This is a genomic window from Micromonospora sp. WMMA2032, assembly GCF_002688545.1.
GTDB classification, from domain to species: Bacteria; Actinomycetota; Actinomycetes; order Mycobacteriales; family Micromonosporaceae; genus Micromonospora; species Micromonospora sediminicola.
This window is the reverse complement of the sequence record NZ_CP024052.1, coordinates 3042715-3059974: the sequence shown is the minus strand read 5'-3', so window position 1 is coordinate 3059974 and position 17260 is coordinate 3042715. Positions and strand designations below refer to the sequence as shown.

15 protein-coding genes are annotated in these 17260 nt (G+C 75.0%); 3 read left to right on the top strand and 12 right to left on the bottom strand.

Translation table 11 applies throughout. From position 1 onward, the window contains the following. Positions 1 to 23: 23 nt before the first annotated feature. Both rph and rdgB read left to right on the top strand, forming a co-directional pair. Positions 24 to 752 (top strand): ribonuclease PH, encoded by a 729-nt coding sequence (gene rph, locus CO540_RS13710; protein WP_091581009.1) that lies wholly within the window; start codon positions 24 to 26, stop codon positions 750 to 752. Beyond that, positions 749 to 1372, top strand: coding sequence for an RdgB/HAM1 family non-canonical purine NTP pyrophosphatase (gene rdgB, locus CO540_RS13705; RefSeq protein ID WP_099162348.1), 624 nt, complete (start codon positions 749 to 751; stop codon positions 1370 to 1372). The genes rph and rdgB overlap by 4 nt, the downstream gene beginning before the upstream one ends. Positions 1373 to 1374: 2 nt before the next feature. Here rdgB and hutH read toward each other — a convergent pair whose 3' ends face one another. Genes hutH through CO540_RS13675 form a run of 6 tightly spaced genes read right to left on the bottom strand, consistent with a single transcriptional unit; the run spans position 1375 to position 9194 of the window. Further along, positions 1375 to 2913 (bottom strand): histidine ammonia-lyase, encoded by a 1539-nt coding sequence (hutH, locus tag CO540_RS13700; protein ID WP_099162347.1) that lies wholly within the window; start codon positions 2911 to 2913, stop codon positions 1375 to 1377. Next, entirely contained in the window at positions 2910 to 4106 is a 1197-nt protein-coding gene (gene hutI / locus CO540_RS13695; RefSeq protein WP_099164748.1) for an imidazolonepropionase, read from the bottom strand. Before hutI ends, hutH begins: the two co-directional genes overlap by 4 nt. Further along, entirely contained in the window at positions 4106 to 5458 is a 1353-nt protein-coding gene (locus CO540_RS13690; protein WP_172968026.1) for a formimidoylglutamate deiminase, read from the bottom strand. The genes hutI and CO540_RS13690 overlap by 1 nt, the downstream gene beginning before the upstream one ends. Further along, a complete protein-coding gene (locus tag CO540_RS13685) occupies positions 5455 to 6675 on the bottom strand; it encodes an allantoate amidohydrolase (protein WP_099162345.1) in 1221 nt (406 codons plus the stop codon). The genes CO540_RS13690 and CO540_RS13685 overlap by 4 nt, the downstream gene beginning before the upstream one ends. 11 nt (positions 6676 to 6686) lie before the next feature. After that, positions 6687 to 8336 (bottom strand): urocanate hydratase, encoded by a 1650-nt coding sequence (hutU, locus tag CO540_RS13680; RefSeq protein ID WP_099162344.1) that lies wholly within the window; start codon positions 8334 to 8336, stop codon positions 6687 to 6689. A 12-nt stretch (positions 8337 to 8348) separates the two neighbouring features. Then, complete coding sequence (locus CO540_RS13675; protein WP_099162343.1) at positions 8349 to 9194, bottom strand: MurR/RpiR family transcriptional regulator; 846 nt, start codon at positions 9192 to 9194, stop codon at positions 8349 to 8351. A 125-nt stretch (positions 9195 to 9319) separates the two neighbouring features. On the opposite strand from CO540_RS13675, the gene CO540_RS13670 reads away from it, so the two are divergent. Continuing rightward, positions 9320 to 10501 carry a hypothetical protein gene (locus CO540_RS13670; protein ID WP_091580978.1) on the top strand — a complete coding sequence of 394 codons (1182 nt, stop codon included), beginning with the start codon at positions 9320 to 9322 and terminating at the stop codon, positions 10499 to 10501. Here CO540_RS13670 and CO540_RS13665 read toward each other — a convergent pair. The 6 genes from CO540_RS13665 to CO540_RS13640 are packed head-to-tail and all read right to left on the bottom strand — an operon-like array spanning position 10498 to position 17259. After that, a complete protein-coding gene (locus CO540_RS13665; protein ID WP_172967845.1) occupies positions 10498 to 12183 on the bottom strand; it encodes a glycosyltransferase family 39 protein in 1686 nt (561 codons plus the stop codon). The two genes, CO540_RS13670 and CO540_RS13665, sit on opposite strands and share 4 nt — an antisense overlap. Before the next feature lie 29 nt (positions 12184 to 12212). Continuing rightward, positions 12213 to 13070, bottom strand: a complete 858-nt coding sequence (locus CO540_RS13660) for a glycosyltransferase (RefSeq protein ID WP_099162342.1) — start codon at positions 13068 to 13070, stop codon at positions 12213 to 12215. After that, complete coding sequence (locus CO540_RS13655; protein WP_253866661.1) at positions 13070 to 13996, bottom strand: glycosyltransferase family 2 protein; 927 nt, start codon at positions 13994 to 13996, stop codon at positions 13070 to 13072. The genes CO540_RS13660 and CO540_RS13655 overlap by 1 nt, the downstream gene beginning before the upstream one ends. Continuing rightward, positions 13993 to 15327 carry a hypothetical protein gene (locus tag CO540_RS13650; RefSeq protein ID WP_099162341.1) on the bottom strand — a complete coding sequence of 445 codons (1335 nt, stop codon included), beginning with the start codon at positions 15325 to 15327 and terminating at the stop codon, positions 13993 to 13995. The genes CO540_RS13655 and CO540_RS13650 overlap by 4 nt, the downstream gene beginning before the upstream one ends. Further along, positions 15314 to 16411: a glycosyltransferase family 4 protein gene (locus CO540_RS13645; RefSeq protein ID WP_099162340.1), complete on the bottom strand. Its 1098-nt coding sequence runs from the start codon at positions 16409 to 16411 to the stop codon at positions 15314 to 15316. Before CO540_RS13645 ends, CO540_RS13650 begins: the two co-directional genes overlap by 14 nt. Continuing rightward, positions 16408 to 17259, bottom strand: a complete 852-nt coding sequence (locus CO540_RS13640; protein WP_091580962.1) for a glycosyltransferase — start codon at positions 17257 to 17259, stop codon at positions 16408 to 16410. Before CO540_RS13640 ends, CO540_RS13645 begins: the two co-directional genes overlap by 4 nt. Position 17260: the final 1 nt, after the last annotated feature.

Below are 17260 nucleotides of genomic sequence, written 5' to 3'. Positions count from 1 at the left end.
ACCGCACCGCATAGGGTGCAGGCATGGCGCGACCTGACGGGCGGCGGCCCGACCAACTCCGACCGGTGACGCTGACCCGGGGCTGGAGCACCCACCCGGAGGGTTCGGTGCTCGTCGAGTTCGGCGCGACCCGGGTGCTCTGCACGGCCAGCGTCACCGAGGGTGTGCCGCGCTGGCGCAAGGGCTCCGGGCTGGGTTGGGTGACCGCCGAGTACGCGATGCTGCCCCGCGCCACCAACACCCGTTCCGACCGGGAGAGCGTCCGGGGGAAGGTCGGCGGTCGTACCCACGAGATCTCCCGGCTGATCGGCCGCAGCCTGCGTGCCTGCGTCGACCTGAAGGCGTTGGGCGAGAACTCCGTGGTGCTCGACTGCGACGTGCTCCAGGCCGACGGTGGCACCCGCACCGCCGCGATCACCGGCGCGTACGTCGCCCTGTACGACGCGGTGACCTGGCTGGCCGAGCGCAAGGCGCTCACCGGCAAGGTGGAGAAGGTGATGCACCGCTCGGTGTCCGCGGTGAGCGTCGGTGTGATCGGCGGCGAGCCGATGCTCGACCTCTGCTACGCCGAGGACGTGACCGCCGAGGTCGACATGAACGTGGTCTGCACCGGCGCCGGCGACTTCGTCGAGGTGCAGGGCACGGGCGAGGCCGGTGTCTTCGCCCGCGACCAGCTCGACGCGCTGCTCGACCTGGGCGTGGCGGGCTGCCTGGAACTGGCCGACGCGCAGCGGAAGGCGCTGAACCTGTGACCGACAACAAGGTGCTCCTGGCCACCCGTAACCGCAAGAAGCTCGTCGAGTTGCAGCGGATCCTGGACGGCGCGCTCGGCGCCCACCGGATCGCCCTGCTCGGCCTCGACGACGTGGAGGAATATCCGGAGCTGCCGGAGACCGGCCTGACGTTCGGCGAGAACGCGCTGATCAAGGCCCGGGAGGGCTGCCGGCGCACCGGCCTGCCGACCATCGCCGACGACTCCGGCATCGCGGTGGACGCGCTCAACGGCATGCCCGGCGTGTTCAGCGCCCGCTGGTCCGGGGGGCACGGCGACGACCGGGCCAACCTCCAGCTCCTGCTGGACCAGGTGGCCGACGTGCCGGACGAGCACCGCGGCGCGGCCTTCGTCTGCACGGTGGCGCTGGTGCTGCCGGGCGGCAAGGAGCACCTGGTCGACGGCCGGCAGCCGGGCCGCCTGCTGCGCGCGCCGCGCGGCGAGGGCGGGTTCGGCTACGACCCGATCTTCCTGGGCGACGGGCAGGAGCGGACCAACGCCGAGCTGACGCCCGAGGAGAAGGACGCGGTCAGCCACCGCGGCAAGGCGCTGCGGGAGCTGGCCAAGCTGGTCGCCAAGGTGCTCCCGCCCGCCGCCTGAGGTCAGCCGAGCGGGCCGATCTCCCGCTCGATCGCGGCCCGCAGCGCCGGCCCGCGCACCACCTCGCGCGCCGCCTCCATCAGCGGGGCGAGGAACACGTCCGGCCCCGGCTCGCCGATCGCCTCGCCGAGCGCGGCCAGCGCCGCCCGGCCCGCCGGCGACGGCTCCAGCGGCGCGCGTAGCTGAAGCCCGCGTACGGCGGCCAGCAGCTCCACCGCGAGCAGGCTGGTCAGGTTGTCCAGCACGGTGCGCAGCTTCTTGGTGGCCGCCCAGCCCATCGAGACGTGGTCCTCCTGCATGCCGCTGGTGGGCAGCGAGTCGACCGAGGCGGGGGCGGCCAGCCGGCGGTTCTCCGCCACGATGCCGGCCGCGGTGTACTGGGCGATCATCAGCCCGGAGTTCACCCCGGCGTCGGGGGAGAGGAACGCCGGCAGGTCCCGGTTGCGGGCCACGTCGAGCAGCCGGTCCACCCGCCGTTCGGCGATCGCGCCCACCTCGGCGGCGGCGATGGCCAGGTAGTCGGCGGCGAAGCCGAGCGGCGCGCCGTGGAAGTTGCCCGTCGACTCGACCCGCCCGTCGGGCAGCACGACCGGGTTGTCCACCACGGACAGCAGCTCCCGGCCGGCGACCACCTCGACGAAGCCGAGCGTGTCCCGGGCCGCGCCGGCCACCTGCGGGGCGCAGCGCATCGAGTACGCGTCCTGCACCGCGTGGGCTAGGTCGTCGCGGTGCGAGTCCATCACCGCCGAACCCTGCAGCAGCCGGTGGATGTTCGCGGCCGAGGCGGCCTGCCCGGGGTGCGGGCGGATGGCGTGCAGCTCGGGCAGGAACGGCCGCTCCGAGCCGAGCATCGCCTCGATGGCCAGCGCGGCGGTGACGTCGGCCATGGCGAACAGGTGCCGGGCGTCGCGGACGGCCAGCAGCAGCATGCCGAGCATGCCGTCGGTGCCGTTGATCAGCGCCAGTCCCTCCTTGGCGGCCAGCTCGATCGGGCTCAGCCCGACCCGGCGCAGCGCGTCGGCGGCGGGGATCCGGTCGCCGGCCGGACCGAGCACCCAGCCCTCGCCGAGCAGCACCAGCGCGCAGTGCGCCAGCGGCGCGAGGTCACCCGACGCGCCGAGCGAGCCGTGTTCCGGCACCCAGGGCGTGACCTCGTGGTTGAGCAGGTCCACCAGCGCCTCGGCGACCAGCGGGCGGACGCCGGAGCGGCCCAGCGCGAGCGAGCGCACCCGCAGCAGCATCATGGCCCGCACCACCTCGCGGGGCATCGGCGCGCCCACGCCGGCCGCGTGCGAGCGGATCAGCGCGTGCTGCAACTCGGCCCGCCGCTCCGGCGCGACGAACGTGTTGGCCAGCGCCCCGAACCCGGTGGAGACGCCGTACACCGGGCGGCCGGCGGCCTCGATGCCGTCCACGATGGACCGGCTGGTCGCCATGGCCTCGGTGGCGGCCGGGTCGAGCACGACCTTGGCGGTGCCGCGGGCCACCGCGAGCACGTCGGCGGGGGTGATCCCGGTGGACAGGATGGTCACGGTGGTCATCGCGGCACTCCGTTGTGCAGAACCTGGCGGATCAGTGGCACACCCGGCCGGTAGGCCAGGTGCAGGTGGGTGGGGGCGTCGAGGATCATCAGGTCGGCCCGGGCCCCCGGGGTCAGCCGGCCCACGTCGGTGCGGCGCAGCGCCGCCGCCCCACCGGCGGTCGCGGCCCACACCGCCTCCGCCGGGGTCATCCGCATCTCGCGTACGGCGAGCGCGACGCAGAACGGCATCGACGAGGTGTACGAGGAACCGGGGTTGCAGTCGGTGGCCAGCGCCACGGTGACGCCGGCGTCGAGCAGCCGGCGCGCGTCCGGGTAGGGCGAGCGGGTGGAGAACTCCGCCCCGGGCAGCAGCGTGGCGACCGTGCTGGTCGGCGGCCCGGAGAGCCACTCGACGGTGGTCGAGCCGGCGAGCGCGTCGATGTCGGCGTCGGTCAGGTGGGTGCAGTGGTCGACGCTCGCCGCACCCAGCTCCACCCCGAGTTGGACGCCCGGGCCGGGGCCGAGCTGGTTGGCGTGCAGCCGCACGCCCAGACCGGCCGCCTGCCCGCAGGCGAGGATCGCCCGCGCGTGGTCGGCGTCGAACGCGCCCCGCTCGCAGAACACGTCGATCCAGCGGGCGTACGGCGCGGCGGCGGCCAGCATCGGGCCGCAGACCAGGCCCACGTAGTCGTCCGGGCGGTCGGCGTACTCGGCGGGGACCACGTGTGCGCCGAGGAACGTGGTGTCCTCGGTGAACTCGGCGGCGATCCGCAGCGAACGGGCCTCCTCGGCGACGGTCAGGCCGTACCCGCTCTTGATCTCGACGGTGGTGGTGCCCTGCCGCAGCATCTCCGCGCGCAGCCGGCGCACGGTGGCGCGCAGGTCGTCGTCGGAGGCGGCGCGGGTGGCGCCGACGGTGGTCCGGATGCCGCCCCCGGTGTAGGGCTCGCCGGCCATCCGGGCGGCGAACTCGGCGGCCCGGTCACCGGCGAAGACCAGGTGGGCGTGGCTGTCCACGAAGCCGGGCAGCACGGCCGCGCCGTCGGCGTCGATCCGCCGGTCGGCGGCGGGCGCGTAGCGGGCCGGCCCGACCCAGGCCACCTGCCCGTCCTCGATCAGCAGGGCGGCGTCGCGGCGGAGGCCCAGCGGGTCGCCGCCCCGCCCGTCGTTGGTGACCAGCTCGCCGATGTTGTCCACCAGCAGGCTGCCGATCACGACAACACCGCCGCGATCGAGTCCCGCAGCTCGGTGGGGACGTCGACGGTCAGGTGCCGGCCGTCGGCCACCACGGTCCGGCCGTCCACCACCACGTGCGTCACGTCGGCGGCGGTGGCCGCGAAGAACACGCCGACCGGCGGCACGCCGGCCGTGCGGGCGCTGTCCAGCCGTACCGTCACCAGGTCGGCCCGGTCGCCGACGGCGAGCCGGCCGGCGTCGCCCCAGCCGAGCGCGGCGTGCCCGCCCACGGTGGCGGCAGCGACCAGCTCGGCGGCGGCGAAGTGCCCCCGTTTCCGGGTGCGCAGCCGCTCGTCCAGCTCCACCGCGCGGGCCTCCTCGAACAGGTCCACCACGGCGTGGCTGTCGCTGCCGAGGCTGAGCGGGCTGCCCGCCTCGGCCATCCGGCGGGCCGGGCCGATCCCGTCGGCCAGGTCCCGCTCGGTGGTGGGGCAGAGGCAGACGCCGGTGCGGCTGTCGCCGAGCAGCGCCACGTCGGCGGCGGTCGGGTGGGTGGCGTGCACGGCGGTGGTGTGCCGGCCGAGCACGCCGTGGTCGGCGAGCAGCCGGGTCGGGGTGCAGCCGTGCACGGCCCGGCAGGCGTCGTTCTCGGCCGGCTGCTCGGACAGGTGCACGTGCAGCGGCAGCCCGTGCCGGTCGGCCCAGCCGGCCACGGTGGCGAGCTGCTCGGCGGGCACCGCGCGGACCGAGTGGATCGCCGCGCCGAGCCGGACGTGCTCGTCGGCCGGGCGGAACGCGTCGACCCGCTCCGCCCAGCGCAACGCGTCGCCGTCGCCGAACCGGCGCTGCGGGCCGACCAGCTCCGCGCCGTCCACGCCGGCGGTCAGGTACGCGGCGTCGAGCACTGTGAGCCGGATCCCGGCGTGCGCGGCGGCCTCGACCAGCGCGGCGGACATCGCGTTCGGGTCGTCGTACGGGGTGCCGCCGGGGCCGTGGTGCAGGTAGTGGAACTCGCCCACGCAGGTGATCCCGGCGAGCGCCATCTCCGCGTACGCGGCCCGGGCCAACGCGAGGTAGGAGTCGGGGTCGAGCCGGGCGGCGACCGAGTACATGAGGTCCCGCCAGGACCAGAAGTCGCCGCGCCCGTCGTGGGTGCGCCCGCGTAGCGCCCGGTGGAACGCGTGCGAGTGGGCGTCGGCCAGCCCGGGCAGGGTCAGCCCGGGCAGCCGGGTGGCGTCGCCGAGCACCTCCACCCCGGCGGCCGGCGCCCCGCCGCCGGTCAGCGGGGTGACGGCGGTGAGCCGCCCGTCCGTCGCCTCGATCAGCACGTCCGGGGTGGGCTCGGCGTGGTCGGGCAGCCAGGCGTACTCGGCCAGCCAGCGGGTCAACGGCATGCCAGCTCCTCCAGCACCCGGGCCAGGGCGGCCACCCCGGCGGCGCAGTCGGCGTCGGTGGCGGACTCGGCGGGGGAGTGCGACACCCCGGTCGGGTTGCGCACGAACAGCATCGCGGTGGGCAGGTGCGCCGCCAGCACCCCCGCGTCGTGCCCGGCGCCGGTGGGCAGCACCGGCGCGTCGAGCAGCGTGACCAGCCGCCCGGCCAGCCCGCCGTCGAACGCCACGAGCGGGGTCGCCGACTCCTGCGTGCAGGTCAGCGCGGTGCCGTCCCGGCCGGCCCGCTCGGTGGCCTTGGTCCGTACCGCCTCGACCAGACCGTACAGCGTGTCCGCCTCGGCCGCCCGCGCGTCCAGCCAGCCGGTGACCCGGGACGGGATCGCGTTCGTGGCGTTCGGCTCGACCGACACCCGGCCGACGGTGGCGTGCGCGTCGCGCAGCCGGGCCTCCTTGTTCGCGGCGAGCACGGTGAACGCGTAGGTGAGCATCGGGTCGCGGCGGTCGGCCATCCGGGTCGTACCCGCGTGGTTGCCCTCGCCGGTGAAGTCGAACCGCCACCGGCCGTGCGGCCAGATCGCGGAGGCCACCGCGACCGGCGCGTCCGCGTCGACCAGGGCGCGGCCCTGCTCGACGTGCAGCTCGACGAAGGCCGCGAAGCGGCCGAGCAGCGCCGGGTCGGCGCCCGCCGGCCGGTCGCCCAGCGCGTCGGCGAAGCTCACCCCGGCGTGGTCGCGCAGCCCGGCCGCGCGGTCGACCTCGATCTCGCCGGTGAGCAGCCGGGACCCCAGGCAGGGTACGCCGAACCGCGCGCCCTCCTCCTCGACGAACGCGGCCACCACCACCGGCCGGACCGGGGTGACGCCGGCGGCCCGCAGTTCGTCCACGGCGAGGAACGCGCTGACGATGCCGAGCGGCCCGTCGTACGCCCCGCCGTGCGGCACCGAGTCGAAGTGGCTGCCGGTGAGCACCGCGCCGCCGGCCGCCGGGTCGCCCCACCAGGCGAACAGGTTGCCGTTGCCGTCCTCGGACACCGGCATGCCGCGCCGGTCGGCCTGGTCCCGGAACCAGGCGCGCAGGGCGAGTTCCGGCTCGGTCAGCGCGTAGCGCAGGTAGCCGCCGCTGCCCGCGTCCCGCCCGATCGGCGCGATCTCGTCCCACAGCTCCCGGAACCGGTGAGGAAGGGACCCTTCCAATGCAGAATGCGTTAACAAGGGGCCCCTCCTTACGCCTCGGCCATGGGGACGCGCACGCCGGTACGCGCGGCGACCTCGCGGGCGTCGTCGTAGCCGGCGTCGACGTGCCGGATCACGCCCATCGCCGGGTCGTTGGTGAGCACCCGCTCGATCTTCTGCCCGGCCAGGGCGCTGCCGTCGGCGACGCAGACCTGGCCGGCGTGGATCGAGCGGCCGATGCCCACGCCGCCGCCGTGGTGGATCGACACCCAGGACGCGCCGCTCGCGGTGTTGACCAGCGCGTTGAGCAGCGGCCAGTCGGCGATCGCGTCGGAGCCGTCGGCCATCGCCTCGGTCTCCCGGTAGGGGCTGGCCACGCTGCCGCAGTCCAGGTGGTCGCGGCCGATCACCACCGGCGCGCTCAGCTCACCGGACGCGACCATCTCGTTGAACCGCACCCCGGCCCGGTCCCGCTCGCCGTAGCCGAGCCAGCAGATCCGCGCCGGCAGGCCCTGGAACGCGACCCGCTCGCCGGCCATCCGGATCCACCGGGCCAGGGAGTCGTTCTCCGGGAACAGGTCGAGGATGGCCCGGTCGGTGGCGGCGATGTCCTTCGGGTCGCCGGAGAGCGCGGCCCAGCGGAACGGGCCCTTGCCCTCGCAGAACAGCGGCCGGATGTACGCCGGCACGAAGCCGGGGAAGTCGAACGCCCGCTCGTACCCGCCGAGCTTCGCCTCGCCCCGGATCGAGTTGCCGTAGTCGAAGACCTCCGCGCCCGCGTCGAGGAAGCCGACCATCGCCTCGACGTGCCGGGCCATGGAGGTCCGCGCCCGGTCGGTGAACTCGGCCGGCTTGGCCGCCGCGTAGTCCCGGGCGTCGCCCGGCTCCACCCCCTCCGGCACGTACGACAGCGGGTCGTGCGCGCTGGTCTGGTCGGTCACGACGTCGATCGCGACGCCCCGGCGCAGCAGCTCGGGGAAGACGGTGGCGGCGTTGCCGACCACACCGACGCTCAGCGCCCGCCGGTCCCGCTTCGCGGCGAGGGCCCGCTCAACCGCGTCGTCCAGCGAGTCGGCGATCTCGTCCAGGTAGCGGTCGTGCGCCCGCCGCTCCAACCGGGTCCGGTCGACGTCCACGACCAGGCAGGCGCCGCCGTTCATGGTGACCGCGAGCGGCTGCGCCCCGCCCATCCCGCCGCAGCCGGCGGTGAGCGTCAGCGTGCCGGCGAGCGACCCGCCGAACCGCTTGGCGGCGACCGCGGCGAACGTCTCGTAGGTGCCCTGGAGGATGCCCTGGGTGCCGATGTAGATCCAGGATCCGGCGGTCATCTGCCCGTACATGGTCAGGCCGAGCGATTCGAGGCGGCGGAACTCCGGCCAGGTGGCCCAGTCGCCGACCAGGTTGGAGTTGGCCAGCAGCACCCGGGGCGCCCACTCGTGGGTGCGCATCACCCCGACCGGGCGGCCCGACTGCACCAGCATGGTCTCGTCGTCGCGCAGCTCGGTGAGCGTCCGCACCAACGCGTGGTACGACGGCCAGTCCCGGGCCGCCTTCCCGGTGCCGCCGTAGACGACCAGGTCCTCCGGGCGCTCGGCCACCTCCGGGTCGAGGTTGTTCATCAGCATCCGCAGGGCGGCCTCCTGCGGCCACCCCTTCGCGGTGCGGGTGGTGCCCCGGGCGGCGCGGACGGGCTGGTGCATCTCGTACTCCTCTCAGCCGAGGAACAACTGGCGGCGGGCGGCGGACGACTCGAACGCCTCGAGTCGGGTCTGGGTCTCGGCCGGTGCGGCGTCGCAGATCGCCTGGAGCACCACCATGGCCAGGGTCATCGGTGCGGTGTGCAGGTCGAAGACCAGATCGGCGCCGACGGCGGCGGGCAGGACCACGTCGGCGTGGTCGGCCGCCGGGCTCACCGGGGAGTCGGTGATCGCCACCACGGTCAGCCCGGCGTCGGCGGCCTCGCGGAGCGCGTCCAGCGTCTCCCGGGGGTAGCGGGGCAGCACGAAGGCGAGCAGCGCGGTGGCGCCGGCCGCGACCGCCTGGTCGAGGCGGTCGGTGAGCAGGCTGCCGCCGTCGTCGAGGACCCGCACGTCCGGGTGCACCTTGGCGGCGAAGTACGCGAAGTACGCGGCCAGCGGCGCGCCGGCGCGCAGCCCGAGCACCGGCAGCGGCCGGCTGGCGGCGAGCATCCGGCCCACCCCGGCGATCCGGTCGGCGTCGGCCAGTTGGGCGGCGAGCCGGTCGAGGTTCTCCATCTCGGCGTGCACGGCCCGTTGCAGGGCGTTCCCGGCGGCCGGGTCCGTCGCGCCGGCGGCGGTCAGCTCCCGCAGCCGGCGGCGCAGCGCCGGATAGCCGTCGTGCCCGAGCGCCATGGCGAACCGGGTGACCGAGGGCTGGCTGACCCCGGCCAGCTCGGCCACCTCCGAAGCGGACAGGTACGCCGCCGCGCCCGCGTGCCGCACCAGGCAGTGCGCGATGCGGCGTTGGGTCGGGGTGAGGCGGACGCCGTGGAAGAGGTCAAGCAGGCGGTCGGGGCTGGACGCGCCGCTTTCATTCACGGGCTGACTCTATGCATGAAAACTTTCACCGCGCAAGGGCGCGCCGCCCACCATCCGACCGCAGGGCGGACCCGCGAGCGTGCTCTCTGTACTATCCGCACGGCGGGTGAGCAGAGGAGTGGGGCATGCAGCCGGAAGGTCCGTACAGGTTCACCGAGGTGCTGGGCGAGTGCCAGGTCGGCAGGGCCTGGGCCGCGCTCGACGGGCAGGACCGGCCGGTGACCGTGGCGACGCTCGACGGGGCGGCGGCCGGCGACCAGCGGTGGCGTGAGGCCTTCACCAACGCCGCCAACGTGCTGGCGCAGACGCCTGGCGGTCACCGCTACGTCAACGCCGACTTCACCGCCGGCCAGCCCTGGGTGGCCTATCCGTCCGAGGAGGACGGTGCCGCCGAGCGGCTGTTCGGCTCCCTCGGTATGGACTACCAGCGCACCGCCACGGCCGAGATCCTCCCGCCGCCGCCCCCGGTCTCGGCGCCGCCGCAGCCGGTCTCGTCCCCGCCCCAGCTGCCGTGGAGCCCGCAGCCGTGGGCGATGGCGCCCCAGCAGCCGGTCTCCGGTGCGCCGTCGTCCGGCGCGCCGGTGTCACCCGGCATGCCGGTCCCGGTCATCCCCGCCCAGGCCACCGCTCCCGACCCGCTCGCCTCGACCGGCGGCCCCCGGATCGCCCCGGTGGCGCGTCCGCCGCGCAGCCGGACCGGTCTCTGGATCGGCGGCGTGGTGATGGCCGCGGTGCTGGCCGGCGGCGCCGGGCTGCTCGCCGGCGGGGCGCTCGCCGACGGCGACGAGCCGTCCACCCCCTCGGCGAGCGCCTCCCCGGCGCTCTACGAGGCCACCCAGCTCTCGCTGAACAAGGCGAAGTTCGACGCCGAGCTGATGCCGCTCGCCGAGCCCTGGCTCGGCGAGGTGGGTGGGTGCGCGATCAACACCGAGAAGAGCGGCCCGGCGCTCGCCGACGGCGAGAAGCAGCACGTCTTCTGCCGCTACCTGGGCGTGTCACTGCACTTCGCGGCGTACGAGTCGGCCGAGAAGAAGGAGGCCGCCCGGGCCTTCCGCCAGCAGATGGGCATCATCGGCCGTGCGCTCGCCCCGGGCATGCGGGAGGCCGCGCAGGCCACCGGCGGGGTCAGCGGCGCCACCGGCAACTACGTCGAGTACGCCGGCAACGGCCAGGACGGCCGCCCGGTCTGCGGCATCTGGTGGGGCCGGGACGACAAGGTCGCCGCGATCTACATGGAGACCCCGTGCGGGGCGGGCCTCGGCGGCAACTGGGACGCGCTCCGCGACCTCTGGCAGCGGCACAGCTAACGGACGGCCGCGCCGTTCGGCGGCGGCACCAGGCACACGTCGGTCCCCTTGGTGGTGCCGGCGACCAGGTCGAAGCGGACCACCCGGGCACCGCCGAACGGCCGCTCGGCGACGGCGACGCCACCGCCGCCGAGCCGGACGATGACGTCCCGGTTCGCCACGTCGGCCCAGTCGGTCGCCTGGAAGAGCCAGACCCGCGAACGCCCCGGCAGCAGTGTGGACACCGTCCTTCCCGGACAGCCGCCGGGGCCCGCCGCCACCACGTACGCGTCCGCCGCAGGCCCGTACCAGGACTGGGCGTTCCACGAGACGGTGGTGGCCAGCACCAGGTCGCCCGGACGCCGTTGGGTGTCCAGATAGTCCAGCGCGGTGCGATAGTCGGCCGCGTTGGCGCCGCCGCCCTGGGCGAAGGCCCGCGCCGGATGCACCGTCGCCACCACCGCGGTGGCGAGCTGCGGCACCGCCAGGGCCAGCAGCAGCACCACCCCGACCACCCAGCGGACGCGAGCCGGCATCCCGGCCCGGACCTCCGGCGGCGCGGCGGCCAGCGCGGCGAGCACCAGACAGGCCGGCACCGCGTAGAGCGCCAGCCGGCCGTTGAACGGGTAGACCGACACCGCCGCCCCGGCGAGCCCGGCAGCGAGCGGGGTGAGCAGGACCAGCACCGCGACGGCGGAGAGCCGGCGCAGCCCCGCGGCCGCGCCGAGCACCAGCAGCGGTACGACGACCCACGCGGACCAGGCCACGAACGGCACCGTCGCCAAGCTGCGGTAGGTCGCGACGAACCAGCCCACGGTGGCCGGCAGGTCGGTCAAGGGGTGGGCCGGATAGATCGACTTACCCTGCCAGTAGGCGGCGAGCTGCTGGTCCGCCAGCCCGGGCGCCAGGAACAGGACGTAGACCACCAGCGCCACCGCGGCCCAGGCCGGCGCCGGGGCGAGGAACCGACCCAGGTCCCGCCACCGCTGGGCCGGCAGTCGGCCCGGCCGGGTCAGCGTCTGCGCGACCAGCAGCACGCCGAGCGTGCCGGCGACCGGGATGGACAGCGTGCTGAAGACGGCCGCGACCGCCGCGACGGACCAGAACAGGGCCGCACCGGCCCAGCTCGGCACGCCCCGGGACAGCAGCAGCGCCAGCCCGACCACCAGGGTCACGAAGAAGGCCTCGGCGCTGTACTGCTTCAGCTCGTTCGAGTAGCCGATCAGGAACGGGGCGACCGCGACGAGCAGCAGCGCCGCCAGCGCGGCCAGCGGCGGCAGGAGTCGTCGCCCGATCCCGGCCACCAGCGGCAGCAGCGCCAGCCCGAACAGCAGCGGCACGAGCCGCAGGGACCGTTCGGAGTCGCCGAGGTGCTCGAAGGAGAACCGTTCCAGCCACAGCCAACCGGGCGGCGCCGACTGGCTGAACGCCAGCGGCTGCAACAGGTCCAGGTAGCCACGCTCGCGCACGTTGTGCGCCACGTACAGCTCGTCGCTCCAGAAACTGCGTGCGAAGCTCCACTGGCGGATCCGCAGCCCGGCGCCGAACGCCACGAGCAGGCCGGCGACCGGCCAGTAGGGCGATCGGCTGACCCGGTCCCACCCGGAGGCGGCGAACGCCGCCGGTCGGGACGCCGTCGCCCCCGCCGGTGACCCGGGCGCCACCGCGGGGGAGAACGCCGGCAGCGGGCGTGTCACGGACACGGCGAGACCGTATCAAAGCAGCGTTCGCGTCAGCGTCCCCGCGGGCCCGGTTCCGCACCCTCCGGCGGACCGGCCACGGTGGACCGGACCGGCGACCCGACCAGCCGAGCCGCCCGCCGGTGCCGGCGGGCCGGACGTGGGAGTCCCACCAGGAACTCGGGGAACATGCCGAAAAAGGTCCGGGCGCCGCGCAGCTCCAGCGTGTGCGCCCGCGACCAGCGCAACGAGTTCGTCGCCCGGGCCCAGTGGTGGGTCCACCGTACGTCGCCGAGCAGCGCGACCGGCAGCCCGTGCCGCCAGGCGCGCAGACCCAGCTCGTGGTCCTCGTAGTAGAGGAAGAACCGCTCGTTCCACCCGCCCAGCGCGGTCACGTCCGCGGTCCGGCCCGCCACCGCAGCCCCCATCAGCCAGGCGACGTGGACCACCTCGCCGGGACCGGCCACCATCCGGTAGGACGCGTGCAGGCGGGACAGCGGCCACACCCTGCGGTTGCCCAGCTTCGCGGTGGCGTACGGGAATCCGCGACCGTTCGCCTGCGGCGTGCCGTCGGTGCCGAGCAGTTGCGGCCCGACCAGTCCGCCGTGCGTGTCCAGGTGCCGGGCCAGCGCGTCCAGGCCGGCCGGGCGTACCTCCAGGTCCGGGTTGGCGAACAACACGTAGCGGCCCGCCGCCTGGCGAAGCGCCACGTTGTTGGCACGGGAGAAGCCGACGTTCTCCGGCAACCGGATCACCCGCGCGCCCAGCTCCTCGGCGACGGCCGCCGAGTCGTCGGCGGAGGCGTTGTCGACCACCAGCCACTCGTACGGCTTCCCGCCGGACCAGCAGCGACGCAGCGTCTCCGCCGAGTTGTAGGTGACCGTCACCACGGTCCACACCGGTCCCGCCATCACGCCCTCCGAGCGGTCAGGTAGCCGAGCAGCGACCCGAAACCGAACCGGCGGCCGGTCCACCGCCGCCGCGCCCCCGGCCCTTCGACCAGTCCGCGCCCGACGCCCCGCAGGAACGGCCGCAGCAGGCCCTGTCGGACCCGGCGGGCGGCCAACGCGACGTGCGCCAGCGCGAGCACCGGCACCGCGACCAGCAGCAACGGCCAGGTGAACGTGCGCGCCGCCACCAACAGCCGGTTGCGGGCCAGCAGGAAGGCCCGGAACCCCTGCAACCGGTCGTCGCCGTCCACGCTGTGCCCGCCGGCGTGCGGCAGCACCAGGTCCAGCCCGCGCGTGCGCAGACCGGCGGCGTAGAGCCGGAACGCCAGGTCGGCGTCCTCACCCCAGGCGAACAGGTGCTCGCAGAATCCGCCGAACCGGCGGTACAGCGCGGTCGGGAAGACCGCCGCCCCGCCGGACGGGCCCAGCGGCGCCCGGTCCACCGTCGCCGGGCGGTCGATGAAGAGCGACACCGGGTTCAGGTCGATGCCGACGTACTCGCCGCCGTGCATGGCCAGGCCGACCGCGAGCGGGGTGTCCGGGAGCTCGGCCGCGGCGGCACAGAGCCGGGCCAGCGCGTCGTCGGGTAGCCACACGTCCGGGTTCAGCAGCAGGACGTGGCTCGTGCCGACCGTCTCCACCGCCCGGTTGCACCCGGCGGCGAAACCCGGGTTGCCGTCGTCCGGCAGGTAGGCGTAGCGGTCGGCGGGCAGGCGGGCGGCGACGACGTCGGCGCACCCGTCCGCCGGCCAGTTGTCCGCGAAGACGAACCGCACCGGCAGGTCGCCGGCGCTGCGTACCCAGGTCGGCAGCGTCTCGGCCAGCATGCCGGCGGACCGGTACAGGACCGTGACCACCGTCAGCCCGTCGAACGACGTCCCGTTCACGCCGCGGTCCTCCCCAGCCGGTGCAGGATCCACAGACCGGGCACCAGGCTCAGCCAGGTCGGATAGATCAACGGATACAGCTCGTAGACGCCGAACAGGGCGAAGTAGACGACGAAGGCCCTGGCCAACTGCCCGGCCGGAGCCGCCGAGAACTCGAACCACCGTTCCGTCGCGCCGACCGCCAGGCCAAGCGCGAGCAGGAAGAACACCGCGCCGAGCGGCCCGTAGTCGAGCAGCGGGATGGCCACGAAGGTAGCGGTGTTCATCAGGTACGGCTGGCTGAGCTGTGAGGTCAATCCGTACAGGTCCGCCTTGCCGACGATCGGCTCGACCCGGGAGCCGAGGAACGTCAGCGAGTATGTGCCGTACCGGGGGTCCAGGTGCTCCCGCTGCGACCAGACCCGGCCGAACGTCTCGGTGGAGGAACTGAGGGACAGGTCGAGCGAGCCGGCGCTGCTGGTCAACGCGTTGCTGCCGTAACGGGCCCGGAACTCGGTCTCGAACGCGCCGGTGCCGGCCATCGTGCGCTGCCCGCCGAGGAACACCGCCGCGCCGAGCGCCACGGCGCCGATCAGGAGCACCACCGGCGTCCGCGCGGCCAGGAACCTCGCGGCCCGTCCCCGGGTACGCCGCACCGACAGCGCGGCGATCAGCGCCGGCGCGATGCCCACCAGCACCGAGTTCTTGCTCGCGCCGAGCGCGGCGCCGACGGTGAAGACCGCCGTGAGCGCGTAGTAGACCGGCAGCGCCCGCCGCTGCCCGGACAGCGCGCGCAGCAGCGAAATGCCCATCCCGAGCGTCCACGCCTCGGAGAGCAGACCGATGACCAGGTTGGACTGCTCGCGGAGCACCTGCCGGGCGGCGTCCGGGTTGTCGGCGAGCAGCGGCGGCACGGTGCCCCGGAAACGGATCGCCGCGGTCGCCGCCGCGACACCGAGCAGCACGAGCAGGTAGGTCAGCAGGCGCCGCTCGGACGGCCAGGTCAGCTCCGGCCGGGCCCGCGTGCCGGCGTCGTCCCGCCGGTCGACCAGCCGCCGCCCGGCCGCCCAGGCCAGCAGGAAGACGGTCACGTAGCCGGCCAGCACCGGCAGCACCCCGCGACCCGCCCAGGAGTCGTACGGGCCGGGCAGTACGCGCACGGCGGTCAGCGCGGCGGTCCAGACGGCGGCGCACGCGGCCAACGCCCACATCCGGCGACGGGCGGCCAGCAGCGCGCCGACGGCCAGCGCGATCGTGACCGCGATCCCGGCGTCCCAGGTCGACACGAGCAGGACCACCCCGAGCGCGAACGGGATCCCGACCGACCAGAGCCGTCGCTCAGCGGGTGTCATGGGCCACCGCTCGGTAGAGGTCGAACCAGGTGTCCACACAGCCGGCGAAGGAGTGCCGGGCGGTGTACTCCCGGGCCAGTGCGCGGCGTCGCTCGTCCCACGCGCCCGGGTGGGGGGCGGCCGTGCGTACCGCGGAGGCCAACGCCGGCGCGGTCAGCTCGGCCCGGTAGGCGAGCACGCCGTCGCCGGCCGCGGTGACCTCGGCCAGACCGCCGACCCCGGAGTGCACCACGGGCACGCCGAGCGACATCGCCTCCAGCGCGCTGCGCCCGAACGCCTCCACCCGGGACGGCACCAGCAGGCAGTGCACCCTCCGGAGGAAGTCGGCCGCGTCCACCCGGCCGATCAGGTGCAGGTTGGGCCGTGCGGCCAGCCGCGTGGTGCCGGCGCCGGCGACGAGGAACTCGACGTCGGGCAGTGCGGTCGCCACGTCGGGGAGCAGGTCGGCCCCCTTCTCCCGTTCCAGCCGGCCGAGGAAGCCGACGCGGACCGGACCGTCCGGCGCGGGGTCCGGTCCGTCGGCCGCGTCCGGCCAGATCGCGGGGAGCGGGTTCGGGATCACGTGGACGTCCCGGACCTTCCCGCGTACCCGAAGTTCCCGCGCCTCGAAGGCGGAGACCGCGACGGTCGCGTGCGGCCGCAGCCGACGCAGCATCAGGTCGGTGCTGATGTTGGCCTGCACCGCGGCCCTGGCCCGCAGCGACCCGGCCGCGTCGCGGTACTGCCAGAGGCTGTTGTGCAACGTCACCACCAGCGGGGTGCGCCGGCCGCGCAGACCCAGCCCGGCGCGGGCGTGCATCGCGGCGGAGAGCAGGTGCGCGCTCACCACGTCCGGCCGCAGCTCGTCGACGAGCGCCCGGATCCGTCGCGCGTAGTCGAGGTCGACCCGCCTGGCGGCGCCGAGCGGCAGCCACCGCACGCCCGCCGCCCGTAACGCCTCCGCCACCTCGTCGTCCGGGCTGGCGGCCACCACCTCGACACCCCGGGCGGCCAGCGCCGGCAGCATCTCGACCAGGAAGCGCTCCGCGCCGCCGAGCTGCCGCCGGCCGGAACCCCCTGTGGTGCAGACGAACAGCACCCTCATCGGGCACCCATGCCCTCGAGGGCGCCCCGCGCGACCGCCCGCCGGGCCGCGCCGCCGCCGACGGCGGCGCGCGCGAGCACCCCGACGGTGTACGCGGAGCAGGCGACCGTGCCCCGCCAGCCGGCCAGTTCGCGGCTGGCCCGGATGAACTCCCGGGTCTGCCGTCGGGCGATCTCCTCCGCGGCCCACCGGCGCTTCGCGCTCGCGTCGTCCTCGTGCGTGACCACGGCCTCCGGCAGGTACGCCAGGCGCAGCCCCAGCCGACGTACGGCCCAGCACAGCCGCAGGTCCTCGGAGTAGAAGAACGACGACTCGTCCACCCCGCCGATCCGGTCCAGCGTCTCCCGCCGGATCGCCACGAACGGCCCGGAGAGCCAGTCCCCCCGCTCCGGCGGGGCCACGATCCGCAGCTTCGGGAAGACGAGGCTGAGCCCGGTGGCGTGGGCCATCCCGGTGCCCACGGTCAGGAACCGGCCGGCGGCGGTCTGGTCCCGACCGGTGGCGTCCAGCACCTTCGGAAACGCCGCGCCGACCGTCGGGTCGTCGAGCGCGGCGGTCAACCGCTCGATCGCGCCCGGCCGCACCAGGATGTCGTTGTTGGACAGGACCACCCGGGAGCGGGTGCTGTGCCGGACGCCCAGGTTCATGCCCCGGGCGTAGCCGAGGTTCGTCTCCGACCGGACGTACCGGGCGCCGGTCTCGGCGCACATGGCCCGCAGCGCTTCGCTGATCGCGGTGGCGCTGCCGTTGTCGACGACGACGGCCTCCACACCGGCCGGCAACGAACGGACGCAGCCGTCGGTGCGCTCGAAGTCTTCCCAGGTCAAAACGACGATTGAGACGTCCACC

Excerpts from the sequence above, each read along its gene's own strand:
- rph (WP_091581009.1), top strand. The coding sequence starts at position 24 with ATGGCGCGACCTGACGGGCGGCGGCCCGACCAACTCCGACCGGTGACG.
- hutU (WP_099162344.1), bottom strand. The coding sequence starts at position 8,336 with ATGCACCAGCCCGTCCGCGCCGCCCGGGGCACCACCCGCACCGCGAAG.
- CO540_RS13645 (WP_099162340.1), bottom strand. The coding sequence starts at position 16,411 with ATGAGGGTGCTGTTCGTCTGCACCACAGGGGGTTCCGGCCGGCGGCAG.
- CO540_RS13670 (WP_091580978.1), top strand. The coding sequence starts at position 9,320 with ATGCAGCCGGAAGGTCCGTACAGGTTCACCGAGGTGCTGGGCGAGTGC.
- CO540_RS13660 (WP_099162342.1), bottom strand. The coding sequence starts at position 13,070 with ATGGCGGGACCGGTGTGGACCGTGGTGACGGTCACCTACAACTCGGCG.
- hutH (WP_099162347.1), bottom strand. The coding sequence starts at position 2,913 with ATGACCACCGTGACCATCCTGTCCACCGGGATCACCCCCGCCGACGTG.
- CO540_RS13650 (WP_099162341.1), bottom strand. The coding sequence starts at position 15,327 with ATGACACCCGCTGAGCGACGGCTCTGGTCGGTCGGGATCCCGTTCGCG.